Below are 15,836 nucleotides of genomic sequence, written 5' to 3'. Positions count from 1 at the left end.
GCTGCCTTTTGTATATACACTAAAAGAAACGTTTGATTATTTGGGAGATGATCGTGAATAACAAACTTGCCAAAATCATAGTGGTTATTGGAAAATAAAACCTGAAGTTCTCTTTTTCCACCCTTATATCACCGGGCAAGTTGCCGATCCAATTTAGTTTATCATGAAAAAAATAGATAACTATTCCAGCCAAAAAGATCAGTAATCCAAGTCCAATAATGATTTTACCCGTTTCTGAAGTCATTTGTTGTTAGCGGTTAGGTTTTAGCCCTTAGCTTTTAGCGATTGGTCATTAGTTGTTGAATTACCTTTTTCTTTTGTTTTAAGCCAATGTTTAACAGCTGATCGCTAAAAGCCATTAGCTCTATTTAATCACTTTTAGCTCTTTTAAGATAAAATCAGCCTTATCTACTTTTTGTGCCACCCAAAGAACATATCGGATATCAACACCAATTGAACGGCTGTAGCTTTCGTTCCAGGCAAAATCATTGATGGTAGCACTGTACGCACGATCGTAGTTCACACCGATCAAGTTTCCATTGGCATCCATGATCGGGCTTCCGGAATTACCACCGGTGGTATCCATGTTATATAATAAGGCAACGGGAACATCGTTCGTCTTAGGGTTTTTGAACATTCCAAAGTCTTTCTTTTTATATAATTCACGAATGGCATCAGGATATCTGAACTCTGGGTTTCCGGTAGCACCTTTTTCAATAATACCTTTAATACCCGTGAATGGGGTGTAATAAGTAGCATCAACAGGGCTGTATCCTTTAATATAACCGTAGGTTAAACGTAGTGTACTGTTTGCATCCGGAATAAAGTCTTTCTTTTTGTAAAGCTCTTTTACAGTTACATAATCACCCATTAGTTTGTTTAATGTTCCTTCGCGGTTTTGTTTAATAGGATCAAGTAGGGCCTGTTGGGCACTAATATCTTTTACAAAACCTAAAATTGGTTCATCAAAAGCCATTAAGTCGGCTTCAGTTGTGCTGTTTAATAATTTGGTAGTGAATTTCTGATCTTTTAATGAAGTATTTAAAACCCGATCTACAGCCTGGTCGGCACTGGTTTCATCTCCAACATCCATCAGCTGCAAACGTTGAACCGCATTTACTTTTTGGTTTTGAGGAAGTTTAAATCCGTCAAGCATCATGCGTTTAAAGATCTTTTTGTCAGATTCATAAACGTAACTTTCGTAAATACCATCTATTGCTTTTTTAATTCGATCTTTATTTTGTTGGAAATAAGTCGTTTTGTCAGGAGCAGCTTCAATTTGTTTTTTGAATATGTTTAATGCATTGGCAACACCCAATAAATTAGTACTGTTAAAAATTTCAGTTAACCACAGATCGCGCTGCGCATCAACAAAAATTTCCTTGTATAAATTGTCGATGTTTTGCATTAAAGAACCATATTGAGCACTTAGTTTAGCATCGCCGTTAATGAATTTTTGCATGTCTTCATCTTCGGCTCTTTTCTGATCAACCAAGCCAATTGATTTTAAGCCCTGAAGTTTTCCTTGATAGTTTTTCAATCGGTTGGCATTACGTTTAATGCGGGTTGCCTGTTTCAATTGAAGTCCTACATCATTGCTGGCGGTTTCTTCCATCGTTTGGTTCTCAAACGTATACAGATCGGCAACATAAGGAAGCAGGTATTTTTCCTGGTACTCTAAATATTGAGCTGGACGATGGCGGAAGGTTCTGCCCGGATAACCTAAAATAAAAGCGAAATCGTTTTCATTAACACCTTTCGGGTTCACTTTTAAGAATTTTTTAGGTTTATAGGGAACATTGTCTTTTGAATAAGCAGCTGCCGAACCGTCTTTGGCAACATAAGCTCTTACAAACGAAAAGTCGCCGGTATGACGTGGCCAAACCCAATTGTCGGTTTCTCCGCCAAATTCACCAACAGAACGTTGCGGTATATAAACCAAGCGAATGTCTTTTATAGTTTTGTACTTAAATAGCACATATGATTTACCGATAAACATTTCTGAAACCTGGGCTTTAATGGTTTTGTCATTGGCTTCAGCTTCTCGTTCCAGTTCCGCACTTTTTGCTTGAATAATTCTGATGCGTTCGGCAGGGTCTGTAGCATTAGCCGCGGCATTTAATATTTTGGTAGAAACATCTTCGTAGGAATCAGTAATTCTAACTGTCAAGCCTTTTGCTTCAATTTCTTGTTCACGGGTGCGGGCCACAAAGCCATTTTCAAGATAATTGCTTTCGGGCGTACTGGCCAATTGAACTGCGCTGAAAGCACAATGGTGATTGGTTATAATTAAGCCTTCATCAGAAACAAATGAACCGGTACAACCGCTTATTTGAACAAGAGCATCAATTAGGCTAATACCTTTAGGGTTGTAAATGTCTGATTGGTTAATTTTTAAACCGGCTTTTTTTAAATCAAGTTTCTTGATTTCACTCAGAGGAAACATTCCTTCATCGAAAGGGGCAACTTTAGTTGTAAATGCCGAAGCAATAATCAAACTAACACCCAAAAGGATGCTTAATAAAAACTTCTTCATAAAAGGTTATTGAAAATTACAGGGAGCTAAGGTACGTATAAAATGAAAAAGCCCCACCGGGGTGGTGGGTGCTTTTCCAACAATTAAACCAAACCAAAAACCAAAAAAAATCTTTATATCTAAACATTCGCTAAGCAGTGTTAGGAATGTGTTTTTTAAACTTTCTTTGTTGACATATCATACATAAAAACTGTGCCAATATTTAATAGCCAATTTTAATGTTTTATCTTCGTAAGGTAAACAATGGAGTGTCAATACCTTATATTCCCGGAAAAATTAAACTTTTATAATCATGGCCGAAGAACTTAAAATTATTGCAGAAGCTGACAAAAAACAGCAATACGAATCGTTAATTCCGCAACTTAAAGAATTGTTAAAAGGGGAGGATGATCTGATTGCCAATCTGGCAAATACGGCCGCTGCCTTAAAGCAAACATTCGATTTTTTTTGGGTTGGTTTTTACCTGGTAAAGGATCAGGAATTGGTTTTAGGCCCTTTTCAGGGTTCAATTGCTTGTACCCGAATTGGTTATGGAAAGGGTGTTTGCGGTTCTTCATGGAAACAACAGGAAATCATTATTGTTGACAACGTTGACGAGTACCCTGGGCATATAGCCTGTAGTTCGCTTTCTAAATCGGAAATAGTTGTGCCTGTACTGAAAAACGGAATTGTTGTAGCTGTTTTAGACATAGATAGTGATGAGCTGGCGCAGTTCGATGAAACCGATGCTCACTTCCTTGAACAAATTGTTACTTTGCTCAAATTTTAGTTTATTCATCTATAGTTAATTAGATTTTAATTTAAGTGTATAAATTACCCTTTGAATTTTATTTAAGAGATGATGTTGTACAAATTAGCAGAGATCTTTTAGGTAAGCATTTGTATACTAAAACTGACGGTGTGCTTACTGGCGGAATGATAACTGAAACGGAAGCATACCGTGCACCTGACGATAAAGCCAGTCATGCCTATAATTTAAGACGAACAGCTCGTACAGAAACCATGTTCAAGACAGGTGGAACGGCCTATGTTTACCTGTGTTATGGCATTCACAGTTTGTTTAACGTAGTGACAAATATTCAGAATGTGCCTCATGCTGTATTGATCAGGTCTATTGAACCGGTTGAAGGGATTGATATACAGTTGCAGCGTCGGGGGTTAACAAAGCTGCATCCCAAAATGACATCTGGTCCGGGTGCAATGGCCAAAGCCCTAGGTATAACAAGGCAACATAATGCCTTGAGTTTGCTTTCTGATGAAATTTGGATAGAAGACAAAGGCTTGGTAATACCTGATCAGCAAATAGTTTCGGCGCCAAGAGTAGGTGTTGACTATGCCGGTGATGATGCTTTGAGGCCCTGGCGGTTTTACCTGGCTGATAACAAGTTTGTGAGTAAGCGATTAAAAGTATAGATCGCCCAGGTTATTTTATATTTCTACTAGCGTTTCCTGAACGCATTTTTTTACTTTTGACCATCATTCTTTAAACCTAAACATGAATTTTGAAAATACATTGAGTTTTGCTCAGGATTTAGACCGGCAAGATAAGCTGAGTTTATTCAGAAATGAATTTTTAATTCCTCAGCATAATGGCAAAGACATTATTTACCTCTGTGGCAATTCACTTGGATTGCAACCAAAATCAACCAAAAAACAGATTGAAATTTTATTGAACCAATGGGAAAACCATGCTGTTGAAGGTTGGTTTACCAAAGGCGTTGAATGGATGCATTTTCATGAAAGCATGCAGCATTCGCTTGCCAAAATTTGTGGTGCAAAACCTTCGGAAGTTACTCCAATGAATAACCTGACGGTTAACCTGCATTTGATGATGGTAAGCTTTTACAAGCCTACGGCAAAACGTCATAAGATTTTGATGGAAGCCAGGGCTTTTCCATCTGATCAGTATGCAATTGACAGTCAGGTGCAGTTTCATGGCTATCAACCAGAAGAGGCCGTGATAGAACTTGGTCCAAACGAAGGGGAGAACCTGTTAAGAACCGAAGATATCTTGGCGACCATTGATAAGCATAAGGATGAACTTGCATTGATTTTAATGGGAGGCATCAATTACTTATCGGGTCAATTGTTTGACATGGAAACCATTACCAAACATGCCAAACAATATGGAATTACCGTTGGATTTGATCTGGCTCATGCTATGGGTAACGCACCATTAAAACTGCATGACTGGGGAGTTGATTTTGCCATGTGGTGTTCCTACAAATACATGAACTCTAGTCCCGGAGGTATAAGCGGAATTTTTGTTCATGAAAACAATTATGCAAATAAAGAGTTGCAGCGCTTTGCCGGTTGGTGGGGTTATGAAAAAGAGACCCGCTTTTTAATGACCCGTAAGTTTAAGCCAGAACAGGGTGCTGAAGGTTGGCAAGTAAGTACTTCGCAAATGCTTTTACTTGCTGCGCATAAGGCATCTTTGGATATTTTCGATCGTGCAGGTTTTGAGAACCTTCGTGCAAAAAGCGAATTGCTTACCGCTTATTTAGAGTTTATCATTGATGGGGTGAATCAGAAAGCCGGAAAACTATTATACGAAATTGTTACTCCTCGTGATAAGAAGCAACGTGGTTGTCAGTTATCGATTATAGCACATCATCCAGAGCCTAAAAAAGTTTTCGAAAAGCTAACTGAAAACGGCGTAATAGGCGATTGGCGCGAACCAAATGTTATGAGATTCGCTCCGGTTCCGCTGTATAATACCTTTGAGGATGTTTATCGCTTTGGAGAGATATTAGCCCTTAACTGTTAGCTAAAATAGTAGATAGTCCATGGTCTATAGACCATAGTTTTTAAGGGTTTGAGTATAGGTTACCGCAAAACTATAAGATAATTTAGTTGCTGTTCTTAATAAATAACCATTAACAATCGACTATGGTCTATGGTCTATGAACTATAGTTATTCATTATCACTAGCAAACCACTCTGCAAACGAAGTAGGTGTTTCGTGTAATTTCAACGAATGCAGTTTAATATTATCCGGTAAGCGTTTTTTGATACGCTGTGCAAAATCAGCTAGCATATTTTCGCAGGTTGGCTGATATTCGGTTAAAAGAACGCGTTCCATATGTTCCATTAACTGACTTGCCAGTTTAATATGCGGTGAGTTTTTGTTCAGCACTGTTGCGTGATCAAAAACGTCAACAATTTCCGATTTTACTATTTTCTTCAGATCACCAAAGTCCATTACCATACCGTTTTTTACATGGTTGGCATCCTCAATAGCATCCCCAACAACAGTTACATACAATTCGTAGCTGTGCCCGTGAACGTTTCTGCATTTTCCATCGTAGCCGTATAAGGCATGAGCTGTTTCAAAATTGAAATATTTGGTCAGTCTGATTTTAGCCATTACTTAAAATTGAGGCGCAAAGATACGGTTTTGATTTTTTTACGATGAATAAGTTTTAATTCTGCTTTGTTTGAATGAGTTTCTTATTGTCAGATTATCAATTGTTTATTAGTAAAAAACTGGATAAATTTAAGAAAAACATTCCTCTATGTATACTTACGATACACTTATAGAAGCCTTAGATGGCCTGAAAGAGCGTGGTTATACACTCAACTTCAATTTAAAGAAAGATCACTTGGCTTGTGAAGAGCATGACCTTTTTTGGCATCCCGAACATTTTGAAATTGTGGAAGTATACCGTTTTGAGGGTATGACCGACCCGGATGAACAGGCCGCTGTATATGCTATTCAGTCGGATGACGGACAGAAAGGCGTTTTTGTAAGTGCTTACGGCATTTATGGAGACCCGATGTCGGAAGAATTACTGAAAAAGCTGACAATACATTCCCATTAATAATATCAATTTAAACACATCTATATGAAAATTACTACTGAACAGCTTGCTGCTATAATTAAACCCACAAAATATGAGCAAGCGCAACTTGAAAAAATTACCGAATCAATAGCTCAAACTTTTGATCGTTATGATATTTCTACACCCTTGAGAGCCTGTCATTTTTTGGCCCAGGTGCTACATGAGTCCTCGGCCTTTAAGTTTACTGTAGAGATTTGGGGGCCAACTCCGGCTCAGCGTCGTTATGACACTCGGGTGGATTTAGGTAATTCTCCGGAATTGGATGGGGATGGGTTTAAATTTAGGGGGAGAGGTTGGATTCAACTGACGGGGAAAACAAATTATAAATTGGCAACGACTGAATTTGGTCAGGATTTTATTAGTGATCCCAGTTTGATCCATGATTACCCTTGGGCGGCTTTGGTTTCGGGTTGGTTTTGGAAACGCAAAAAATTAAATGACCTGGCCGATCTGGATGATATTACCTCCATTACCAAAAAAGTGAACGGTGGCTTTAATGGATTTGACGACCGGAAAATGTGGCTGGCTAAATCAAAGGCTGTTTTGCTGAATGCTGTTTAATCATTTTCTGAAAGTAAATCTTTGCTTTATCAAATCTTAAGTTGAATTTTTGCGTTCTTTAACTATGTTGAAAATCGCATTCCATCCAATTTATGCTCATCCCTTGCCCGAAGGTCATCGCTTTCCGATGGTAAAGTATGAACTAATCCCAGAGCAGCTTTTACATGAAGGGACTATTACCAATGAGAACCTTTTTGCACCGGATCTGATTGATGAGGAGATCATATTATTAACTCATGAGCCCGACTATTGGAATAAATTAAAAACACTTTCGCTAACTCCTCAGGAAGAACGAAAAACCGGTTTTCCGCTTTCACAACAATTGGTTCAGCGCGAAATTACCATTGCCCGGGGAACCATTGATTGCTGTTATTTTGCCATGGAATATGGTGTGGCGCTAAATGTTGCCGGAGGCACTCATCATGCGTTTACAAATAAAGGCGAAGGTTTTTGTTTGCTGAATGACATAGCTATTGCAGCCAATTATCTGTTGAACAAAGGAATTTCAAAGAAAATACTGATTGTTGATCTGGATGTTCATCAGGGCAATGGAACGGCTGAAATCTTTCAAAATAATCCTGCTGTTTTTACCTTTTCGATGCATGGAAAAGGTAACTGGCCCTATAAAAAAGAGCGGTCCGATTTAGATATCGAATTGCCTGATCATACCGATGATCAACTGTACCTGGGATTGTTAAAGGAAACGCTGCCTCATTTAATCAAAAGGGAACAGCCTGATTTTATTTTCTATCTATCGGGCGTAGATATTCTTGCAACCGATAAACTGGGAAAACTTTCTGTAAGTAAAGCTGGTTGTAAAGAACGTGATCGCTTTGTTTTTGAGCAATGCATTCACAATAAATTACCTGTAGTGGTAAGCATGGGCGGTGGTTATTCTCCACGTGTTGCTGATATTGTTGATGCCCATTGTAACACCTTTCGGCTGGCAAAAGACCTGTTCTTTTAAGATAATCGGTTCAATTCAACTTTAGGCATAGACCTTTCTAGTTTACGGGTAAGTATTTGAAATCGGATAAATAGCAAAACTGCAGCAACCAACAGTCCGAGTAATAAAGCCCACCAAACACCATTTACACCCATATTTAGTTTAAATCCGAAGAAATATCCTAATGGAATACCAATGATCCAGTAGGCAGTAAGTGTAATTGCCGTTGGTATTTTCACATCACCCATGCCTCGTAAAATACCAAGGCCAACCACTTGCATGCCATCAAAAAGTTGAAAAAGTGCAGCAATGATCAAAAGTCCTGCTGCAATGTTTATCACTTCCGTATTTTGAATATATAATGAAGGAAGGAAATGGTTGAAAACGGTGAATATGAAAGCCGTAGTTAGCATAAAGGCGATGACCATATGATAACTTGCAATGGCTGAAAAACGAAGGTCCTTATAGTTTTGCTGACCGAAATAATTTCCTGCTTTAATCCCTGCTGCTGCTGATATGCCGCTTGCCATCATAAAGGTTAAGGAAGCCATACTTAAAGCAATTTGATGAGCGGCCAATTCTTTAGCCCCTAACCAACCGATCATAATAGCAGCGCCACTGAAAGCACTCACTTCAAAAATATATTGCAGGGCCACCGGAACACCTATACCTAATATCTGCTTGCTTAAGGTCCATGATAAAATCCGGAACTTAAATTCCTGCAAATATTCTTTAAAACGGGCCGAACGAAATACATAAAGCCCCATTGCAATGGCCATTAAAATACGATCGGTTAAAGTGGCAATACCTACACCGATAACACCCATCGGTTTTATGCCAAATAACCCAAATACCAATGTTACTCCCACTAAAATATTAAGCAGGTTGCCCCATATGGTAATGTTCATGGCTTGTTTGGTAAAACCCAATCCTTCAGTAAACTGCTTAAAGGTTAAGAAAACCATTAATGGAATTATCGAAAAGCCAAGCAGCCCTAAAAAAGGTCTAGCTTGTCGTGCAACTTCGGCAGGCTGGTTAAGATATTGAATAAGAAAAACTCCGGAAAAGATAATGGCAAACAAGATTAGCCCGGTAATGATATTGATTATTAAGCTGTTGGCTAACAAGCGACCACATTCTGCTTTGTTTTTTCGGCCGTTTTCCTGAGCTATTAGAGGAGTAAGTCCATAAGAAATGCCAATTCCTGTAACCATAAATAAGGTGAAAATACTACTGCCTAAGGCTACAGCAGCTAATGAAACATCACTGCCGGTTTTTTGTCCAATGATGATACTATCGGCAATGGCAACGGCCACATGGCCTAATTGCGAAATAACAACAGGGTAGGCGAGTTTGAAATTACTTTTATATTGATCCTGATATTTATAGTAAAGTTGCTGCATATAAGTGAGATCCATGAAGCATGAATCATGAGAAAAGAAAAACTAATAACTTAAAAAGAGAAGATTTGTTCTCAATAATTAATTACTAAATCAAAAATGCGATTAGCTCGCTGTGTAAAACTCAAATTTTTCAGTGGTATGTACTCTAATTACTCCCGAAAGAACAAGGTTGACCAGTATACGAGAAGCAGTTCGTTTTGAAATGTTAAGCATTTTAGTGTATTCGGGCAAAGTAATTCGGTCATTGCAGGCCAGATATTCCAATAAGGCTTTTTCTTTTGAAGAATACTCGATCAGTACGTTATCTCCTTTGGTTTCTTTGCTTAAAACATCAACCACAATCTTACTGGCTAATACACTATGATCTTTTATCCGAATATAAACCCACCATTTATTGTCTTCGCCAAGTGCATAATGAGGCTTAACATCACTTTCTTTTATTTCAACTGATAAAACAATTTTATCATCCCAAAATATCTCCTCAAAAATGGGTTCCAATTGTGGGCGACAATAAAGGGTTGCGGCTTGGGTAATCATGTAACGTTCCTCATCTTCTGATTTAACCCCTTTAATAGTACCATCATCAGCCACGCCAATAAGCAGTCGGCCACCTTTGGTATTGGCAAAAGAAACCATCGTTTTTGCTATTTTCTCAAAGCTGGTAATTGTTTTCTTAAAATCGAGGGTAGCACTTTCTCCTGACAGGATCAATCGTTTGAGGTTCATAGCTGTAACGGTTTAAAAACCCGCCTGAGAATGCTGATCGGGCTTTATTTTTCGCATCCAAATTTCGGTATAGATCATTGCGCACAATTCTCCTTGTTTGTTTCGGGCTTCTACCGGATAAGCTTTTGAAAACTTACCTACCGAATTTAATGCATTTTCGGCCTCTGATACATCTTCGTCGGTAAGGGTAAAGATAAGAGTTAGGTTGGTATTTCCCGGTTTTTTATACTGAATGTCGGCACTTTTTAACCAGCCTAAAACTTTAAAATCTTTCTGGCGGAAATGCTGCCAAAACATTACCGAATAAAACGGATCGGCGGCACTGAAAATCGTTCCTCCGAATATAGTTCCGTTATAGTTTCTGTTCAATAAGCTTTTGTGAATAACAACCTCAATAGTTTTAAAATCTTTAGAAATATGCTTCACCCATATACGCTGAAAAAATAACGGTGGGTAAAAGCGCATTAACCATTTAAGGGAGTTGTTGGATAGCTTCATTGATTGAACTGATTTTGTAAGCCTAAACTACAATTTTGAACCATTTAAACAATTGGTCTGGCTAAAATATTATGCACACATATGAATGCCTATGCTTTAAAAATTGTAAATGTGACCCGCAGGCAAGATATTTTGAATATTCTGCTATTTTAGGGATTCTAAAAAATGTAAGTCTAAACTTTTAGCAACCAATTACTAATTTATATATGCAAATTATTGAACCGGCTCAGCAAATGGAGAAGGAAAAATCATCAACAAAGAAAAACATTACGCTTTTAATCATAGTGGCAGCACTTGGTTATTTCGTCGACATCTATGATCTGATCCTGTTTTCGGTTATTCGGATTAAAAGTTTAAATGGCTTAGGAATTACAGATCCGGATCAGCTGGCTTCCATTGGTTCGTTCTTGCTTAATTGTCAAATGATTGGAATGTTAACCGGAGGGATTTTATGGGGTGTTTTAGGTGATAAAAAAGGGCGTTTATGGGTGTTGTTCGGCTCTATTATTACATATTCACTGGCTAATATTGCTAACGGTTTTGTAACGAGCGTTGATCAGTATGCTATTTTACGATTTATTGCAGGAGTTGGTTTGGCAGGTGAACTGGGCGCAGGGATAACTTTGATCACCGAAACCATGAGTAAAGAAAATCGTGGTTATGGCACGATGCTCATTGCAGGTATAGGGTTATTTGGTGCCGTTGTGGCAGCACAAGTGGGTAAGCATTACGATTGGCAAACCTCGTTTATTGTAGGAGGTATTATGGGGTTAGTGCTCCTGTTGCTACGTTTGGGCGTTATTGAGTCGGGGATGTTTCATAAGGTTAAAAGTGAAGAGGTTCAGCGTGGTAACTTTTTTATGCTGTTCACTTCGTGGAATAAATTTAAACGTTTTATCAATTCAATATTGATAGCGGTACCGGTTTGGTTTGTTATAGGGGTTATAGTAACATTTGCCAATGATTTTGGGAAGGAGATGAACGCCACCGAACCGCTCAGTCCGGGTAATGGTATTATGTACGCTTATATTGGTATTGCCATCGGTGATTTGCTATGCGGAGCATTAAGCCAGGTGTTTAAAACACGTAAAAAGATTGTTTTTATATTTTTAACGGCAACACTTGTATCAGTAGTATTCTTCTTATTCTCACGCAATTTTAATGCACAGTTTTTTCATATTATGTGCTTTATCATGGGACTTTCGACAGGATATTGGGTGGTGTTTGTGACCATGGGAGCTGAACAATTTGGAACTAATATCAGGGCAACGGTGGCCACAACGATTCCCAATTTTGTAAGAGGTTCATTGGTGGTGGTTTTACTTTTCTATAATTGGTTAAAACCTACACAGGGCGTTATTCATAGTGGTTTGATTGTGGGTCTTTTCACTATTGGTATCGCCTATTTTGCACTATTTAACTTATCTGAAACCTACGGGAAGGATTTGGATTACGTAGAGAAATAGGTCGGTTCTCAGTACTCAGTCGGCAGTATTTAGTTGTTAGTCTCCAGTACTCAGTTGACAGTTGTTAATTGTTAAAGCCTGAATAATGTTGACTGCTGACTGTGGATTGCCTACTGCCGACTGCAGTCTATGGTCCATTGATTATCGACTATGGACTGTTTACTACGGACTGTCGACTGCCAACTGGTATAACTCACAACTAAAACCTATTTTTGTCTTTATGATCACAAAAGAACATATTGCCGATTGGTTTAAAGGCTTACAAGATGATATTTGCAAGCAGTTAGAAGCTGTGGATGGCCTTGGAAAATTTCAGGAAGAAAACTGGATAAGAGCTGAAGGCGGAGGTGGTCGAAGCAGGGTTTTGCAAAATGGTAATGTTTTGGAAAAGGGTGGAGTTATGTTTTCTGCTGTTCATGGTGATTTACCTGAAGCGATACAACGTTCATTTAAACTCGATCAAAAAACTACTTTCTTTGCTACCGGTGTCTCCATCGTAATCCATCCCAATCATCCTTTGGTGCCGATCATCCATATGAATGTACGTTATTTCGAGACTCCAGAAGCTGATTTAAAATGGTTTGGAGGAGGGATAGACCTAACTCCGCATTATGTAAACGAAGAGGAAGCTAAATTTTTCCACCAGCAGCTCAAAAATACTTGCAACCAGTTCAATGAGCATTATTACGAGCAGTTTAAACGTTGGGCCGATGATTATTTTTTTATAAAACATAGAAATGAAACCCGTGGAGTGGGAGGGATTTTCTTTGACCGTTTGGGTGAATCAGAGCACTTTACAATTTCCGATCGTTGGGAATTCGTGAAGGCGGTTGGTGAAACGTTTACTAAAGCTTATATTCCTTTAATTGATCAAAATCGAAATAAAGAATTCAGTCCAGAACAAAAGAATTGGCAGTATTTGCGACGCAGCCGATATGTTGAATTTAACCTTTGTTATGATGCAGGTACAAAATTCGGATTGGAAACCAATGGCAGAATAGAGTCGATATTAATGAGTATGCCGCCGCAGGCTAACTGGGCTTATAATTACCAACCTGAAAAGGATTCGGTGGAATATAAAACGCTCAATTTGCTGCGAAAAGACATTAATTGGGTATAAAATACCCGTTTAAAAATACACCAGAGTTCGATCGTTAATTGATTTTAGCGATCGAATTTTTTTTTGAACAAAATAGGAAAACTTAATGCTCAAATGGCAGGATTCAACCTTAAAAAAAGACAAGATTATCATTCTATTTTGTTAAATTCGCACGCATTCTATAATTTCTGAATCACCAAAAAGCAATAAATGGCAGAAGAGAATAACGACCAGACAAACGGAAGTAAGATAATTCCAATAAATATTGAAGAGGAAATGAAAGCGGCCTACATCGATTATTCGATGTCGGTTATCGTTTCCCGAGCATTACCCGATGTTCGCGATGGCTTAAAACCTGTTCACCGCCGTGTTTTATTCGGTATGTTGGAACTGGGAGTTGGCAGCAGTAAACCCTATAAAAAATCAGCCCGTATTGTGGGTGAGGTGTTAGGTAAGTATCACCCTCACGGCGATAGCTCTGTTTATGATACAATGGTACGTATGGCCCAGGATTGGTCGCTACGCTACCCATTTGTTGACGGACAAGGAAACTTTGGATCGATTGACGGTGATAATCCAGCAGCAATGCGTTATACGGAAGCCCGTTTGCGCAAAATTGCTGAAGAGATGCTGGCCGATATCAATAAGGATACAATCGATTTTCAGCTTAACTTCGACGACTCGCTGGAAGAACCAACCGTTCTACCGGCTAAAATCCCTAATCTTTTAGTTAACGGTGCTTCAGGTATTGCTGTGGGTATGGCCACCAATATGGCCCCGCATAATTTATCTGAAGTAATTGATGCAACGGTAGCTTATATCGATAATCGCGATATTACTATTGATGAATTAATGAAATACATTAAGGGCCCTGATTTTCCTACCGGAGCAACCATTTATGGATTCGAAGGAATTAGGGATGCCTGTACAACCGGACGTGGACGAGTGGTAATGCGTGCTAACGCTGAGATCGAAACACTTGACAACGGTCGTGAGCGTATTATCGTTAATGCGATCCCTTACCAGATCAATAAATCGGCAATGATTGAGCGTACAGCCGAATTGATCAACGAAAAGAAAATTGAAGGTATTTCTGAAATACGTGATGAATCGGATCGTGAAGGGATGCGCGTGGTGTACGAGGTAAAGCGTGAGGCAAATGCCAACATCGTTTTAAATAACCTTTATAAATACACTGCATTACAAACTTCTTTCAGCATCAACAATATTGCCCTGGTAAAAGGGCGTCCGATGTTGCTGAACATTAAAGACATGATCCATTACTTTGTGGAGCATCGTCATGAGGTTATTGTTCGTCGTACCAAATTCGAATTATCAGAGGCCGAAAAGCGTGCGCATATTCTAGAAGGTTTACTGATTGCCCTGGATCACCTTGATGAAGTGATTGCCCTGATCCGAAGCTCTCCAACTCCAGAGGATGCCCGTTTAGGCTTGATGGAGAAATTTGGTTTGTCGGATATCCAGGCTCGTGCCATTTTAGATATGACCTTGCGTCGTTTAACCGGACTGGAACGCGATAAGATCAAAGATGAATATGCTGAATTGATGGCCACAATTGAACGCTTAAAAGCTATTTTGGCTGATGAAGGTTTGCGTATGAATATCATCAAAGATGAACTGGCTGAAATAAAAGATAAATACGGCGATGAGCGTAAAACTCAAATTGTTCATGCCGAAGGTGAGATCGATATTGAGTCACTGATAGAAAATGAGGAGGTAGTAATTACCATTTCTCATGCCGGTTATATTAAACGTACCAAAGCAACCGAATACCGCAAACAGGGAAGAGGTGGCCGTGGTTCTATGGGTGGCAGTACCCGAGATGAGGATTTCATTGAACATATACTTATTGCCCAAACGCATAACTATATGTTATTCTTCACAGAAAAAGGGCGTTGTTTCTGGCTAAAAGTTTACGGAATACCTGAAGGAAGCCGTACCTCTAAGGGTCGTGCTATTCAGAATTTGCTGCAAATTGATAAAGACGATAAAGTAAAAGCATTCATCACTGTTAAAACGTTGAATGATCCGGCTTATCTCGAAAGTAACTTCATTATGATGTGTACCAAACAAGGTACCATTAAGAAAACCACTTTAGAGGCTTATTCTCGTCCTCGTGTTACGGGTATTAATGCGATCTCAATTAATGAAGGCGATATGCTTCTCGAGGCAAGGTTAACTACCGGAAGTTCGGAGATTTTAATGGCATTGAAATCGGGCCGCGCCATTCGCTTTAACGAAAGCACTGTTCGTCCAATGGGTCGTACTGCGGCTGGAGTGCGAGGTGTCACCTTAAGCGGTATTAACGACGAGGTGGTTGGTATGATTGCTGTTGATGATAGTGAAACCAATATTTTGGTGGTATCGGAAAAAGGATACGGTAAACGCTCTGATATTGATGAGTATAGGGTGACCAACCGTGGCGGTAAGGGTGTTAAAACCATCAATGTTACTGAAAAAACAGGACAACTTATTGCCATCAAAGACGTTAAGGAAACAGATGATTTGATGATTATCAACAAATCGGGGATAACCATCCGCATTGGAGTTGATGAGCTTCGTGTTATGGGTAGAGCTACTCAAGGCGTTCGCTTAATTAAGCTTGGCGAAGATGATGAAATTGCTTCGGTAGCTAAAATTGAAGATGCAGGTGAGGATACTGATGAGATGGATGGTTCACAAGAAGCAACCGGTAATGAATCGGAAGCGTCATCAGAGAATGAATAAAATTAATT

The 15,836-nt window shown here is 39.0% G+C and carries 15 protein-coding genes; 9 read left to right on the top strand and 6 right to left on the bottom strand.

Translation table 11 applies throughout. From position 1 onward, the window contains the following. Positions 1-19: 19 nt before the first annotated feature. Positions 20-244, bottom strand: a complete 225-nt coding sequence (locus C3K47_RS18055) for a DUF2905 domain-containing protein (RefSeq protein WP_103790567.1) — start codon at positions 242-244, stop codon at positions 20-22. Between the two features lie 120 nt (positions 245-364). Further along, entirely contained in the window at positions 365-2,536 is a 2,172-nt protein-coding gene (locus tag C3K47_RS18050; protein WP_103790566.1) for a S46 family peptidase, read from the bottom strand. Positions 2,537-2,828: 292 nt separating this feature from the next. Here C3K47_RS18050 and C3K47_RS18045 point away from each other — a divergent pair, with 292 nt between their 5' ends. The 3 genes from C3K47_RS18045 (at position 2,829) to kynU (ending at position 5,306) form a co-directional block, all read left to right on the top strand. Continuing rightward, a complete protein-coding gene (locus C3K47_RS18045) occupies positions 2,829-3,305 on the top strand; it encodes a GAF domain-containing protein (protein WP_103790565.1) in 477 nt (158 codons plus the stop codon). A 35-nt stretch (positions 3,306-3,340) separates the two neighbouring features. Next, positions 3,341-3,949 carry a DNA-3-methyladenine glycosylase gene (locus C3K47_RS18040; RefSeq protein ID WP_103790564.1) on the top strand — a complete coding sequence of 203 codons (609 nt, stop codon included), beginning with the start codon at positions 3,341-3,343 and terminating at the stop codon, positions 3,947-3,949. An 82-nt stretch (positions 3,950-4,031) separates the two neighbouring features. Continuing rightward, a complete protein-coding gene (gene kynU / locus C3K47_RS18035; RefSeq protein ID WP_103790563.1) occupies positions 4,032-5,306 on the top strand; it encodes a kynureninase in 1,275 nt (424 codons plus the stop codon). 147 nt (positions 5,307-5,453) lie between these two features. Here the strand turns inward: kynU and C3K47_RS18030 are convergent, their stop codons facing one another. After that, positions 5,454-5,906, bottom strand: a complete 453-nt coding sequence (locus C3K47_RS18030) for a 6-pyruvoyl trahydropterin synthase family protein (protein WP_103790562.1) — start codon at positions 5,904-5,906, stop codon at positions 5,454-5,456. A 148-nt stretch (positions 5,907-6,054) separates the two neighbouring features. Here C3K47_RS18030 and C3K47_RS18025 point away from each other — a divergent pair, with 148 nt between their 5' ends. The 3 genes from C3K47_RS18025 to C3K47_RS18015 all read left to right on the top strand — a co-directional run bounded on the left by C3K47_RS18025 (position 6,055) and on the right by C3K47_RS18015 (position 7,909). After that, positions 6,055-6,360: a phosphoribosylpyrophosphate synthetase gene (locus tag C3K47_RS18025; protein WP_103790561.1), complete on the top strand. Its 306-nt coding sequence runs from the start codon at positions 6,055-6,057 to the stop codon at positions 6,358-6,360. 24 nt (positions 6,361-6,384) lie between these two features. Beyond that, positions 6,385-6,942, top strand: a complete 558-nt coding sequence (locus tag C3K47_RS18020) for a glycoside hydrolase family 19 protein (protein WP_103790560.1) — start codon at positions 6,385-6,387, stop codon at positions 6,940-6,942. Between the two features lie 64 nt (positions 6,943-7,006). Then, the gene (locus C3K47_RS18015) at positions 7,007-7,909 is read left to right on the top strand and encodes a histone deacetylase family protein (RefSeq protein WP_103790559.1); all 903 of its coding nucleotides are present in this window, start codon (positions 7,007-7,009) and stop codon (positions 7,907-7,909) included. Here C3K47_RS18015 and C3K47_RS18010 read toward each other — a convergent pair. The 3 genes from C3K47_RS18010 to C3K47_RS18000 all read right to left on the bottom strand — a co-directional run bounded on the left by C3K47_RS18010 (position 7,906) and on the right by C3K47_RS18000 (position 10,515). Further along, the gene (locus C3K47_RS18010) at positions 7,906-9,291 is read right to left on the bottom strand and encodes an MATE family efflux transporter (protein WP_103790558.1); all 1,386 of its coding nucleotides are present in this window, start codon (positions 9,289-9,291) and stop codon (positions 7,906-7,908) included. The genes C3K47_RS18015 and C3K47_RS18010 overlap by 4 nt on opposite strands. Before the next feature lie 102 nt (positions 9,292-9,393). Beyond that, complete coding sequence (locus C3K47_RS18005; protein WP_103790557.1) at positions 9,394-10,017, bottom strand: ATP-binding protein; 624 nt, start codon at positions 10,015-10,017, stop codon at positions 9,394-9,396. Between the two features lie 12 nt (positions 10,018-10,029). Beyond that, the gene (locus C3K47_RS18000; protein ID WP_103790556.1) at positions 10,030-10,515 is read right to left on the bottom strand and encodes a DUF4442 domain-containing protein; all 486 of its coding nucleotides are present in this window, start codon (positions 10,513-10,515) and stop codon (positions 10,030-10,032) included. A gap of 206 nt (positions 10,516-10,721) precedes the next feature. On the opposite strand from C3K47_RS18000, the gene C3K47_RS17995 reads away from it, so the two are divergent. The 3 genes from C3K47_RS17995 to gyrA all read left to right on the top strand — a co-directional run bounded on the left by C3K47_RS17995 (position 10,722) and on the right by gyrA (position 15,828). Next, on the top strand, positions 10,722-11,981 hold the full coding sequence (locus tag C3K47_RS17995; protein ID WP_103790555.1) for an MFS transporter: 1,260 nt from the start codon (positions 10,722-10,724) through the stop codon (positions 11,979-11,981). A gap of 220 nt (positions 11,982-12,201) precedes the next feature. Continuing rightward, positions 12,202-13,101 (top strand): oxygen-dependent coproporphyrinogen oxidase, encoded by a 900-nt coding sequence (gene hemF, locus C3K47_RS17990; protein WP_103790554.1) that lies wholly within the window; start codon positions 12,202-12,204, stop codon positions 13,099-13,101. Between the two features lie 189 nt (positions 13,102-13,290). Beyond that, positions 13,291-15,828 (top strand): DNA gyrase subunit A, encoded by a 2,538-nt coding sequence (gene gyrA / locus C3K47_RS17985; RefSeq protein ID WP_103790553.1) that lies wholly within the window; start codon positions 13,291-13,293, stop codon positions 15,826-15,828. Positions 15,829-15,836 lie beyond the last annotated feature (8 nt).

The sequence above is a fragment of the Solitalea longa genome (genome assembly GCF_002920915.1).
GTDB classification, from domain to species: Bacteria; Bacteroidota; Bacteroidia; order Sphingobacteriales; family Sphingobacteriaceae; genus Solitalea; species Solitalea longa.
This window is presented reverse-complemented; position numbering and strand designations above follow the sequence as displayed.

What these genes read in the sequence shown, in the direction of transcription:
- C3K47_RS18055 (WP_103790567.1), bottom strand. Translation starts at nt 244, where the DNA reads ATGACTTCAGAAACGGGTAAAATCATTATTGGACTTGGATTACTGATC.
- C3K47_RS18050 (WP_103790566.1), bottom strand. Translation starts at nt 2,536, where the DNA reads ATGAAGAAGTTTTTATTAAGCATCCTTTTGGGTGTTAGTTTGATTATT.
- C3K47_RS18045 (WP_103790565.1), top strand. Translation starts at nt 2,829, where the DNA reads ATGGCCGAAGAACTTAAAATTATTGCAGAAGCTGACAAAAAACAGCAA.
- kynU (WP_103790563.1), top strand. Translation starts at nt 4,032, where the DNA reads ATGAATTTTGAAAATACATTGAGTTTTGCTCAGGATTTAGACCGGCAA.
- C3K47_RS18030 (WP_103790562.1), bottom strand. Translation starts at nt 5,906, where the DNA reads ATGGCTAAAATCAGACTGACCAAATATTTCAATTTTGAAACAGCTCAT.
- C3K47_RS18025 (WP_103790561.1), top strand. Translation starts at nt 6,055, where the DNA reads ATGTATACTTACGATACACTTATAGAAGCCTTAGATGGCCTGAAAGAG.
- C3K47_RS18020 (WP_103790560.1), top strand. Translation starts at nt 6,385, where the DNA reads ATGAAAATTACTACTGAACAGCTTGCTGCTATAATTAAACCCACAAAA.
- C3K47_RS18015 (WP_103790559.1), top strand. Translation starts at nt 7,007, where the DNA reads ATGTTGAAAATCGCATTCCATCCAATTTATGCTCATCCCTTGCCCGAA.
- C3K47_RS18010 (WP_103790558.1), bottom strand. Translation starts at nt 9,291, where the DNA reads ATGCAGCAACTTTACTATAAATATCAGGATCAATATAAAAGTAATTTC.
- C3K47_RS18005 (WP_103790557.1), bottom strand. Translation starts at nt 10,017, where the DNA reads ATGAACCTCAAACGATTGATCCTGTCAGGAGAAAGTGCTACCCTCGAT.
- C3K47_RS18000 (WP_103790556.1), bottom strand. Translation starts at nt 10,515, where the DNA reads ATGAAGCTATCCAACAACTCCCTTAAATGGTTAATGCGCTTTTACCCA.
- C3K47_RS17995 (WP_103790555.1), top strand. Translation starts at nt 10,722, where the DNA reads ATGCAAATTATTGAACCGGCTCAGCAAATGGAGAAGGAAAAATCATCA.
- hemF (WP_103790554.1), top strand. Translation starts at nt 12,202, where the DNA reads ATGATCACAAAAGAACATATTGCCGATTGGTTTAAAGGCTTACAAGAT.
- gyrA (WP_103790553.1), top strand. Translation starts at nt 13,291, where the DNA reads ATGGCAGAAGAGAATAACGACCAGACAAACGGAAGTAAGATAATTCCA.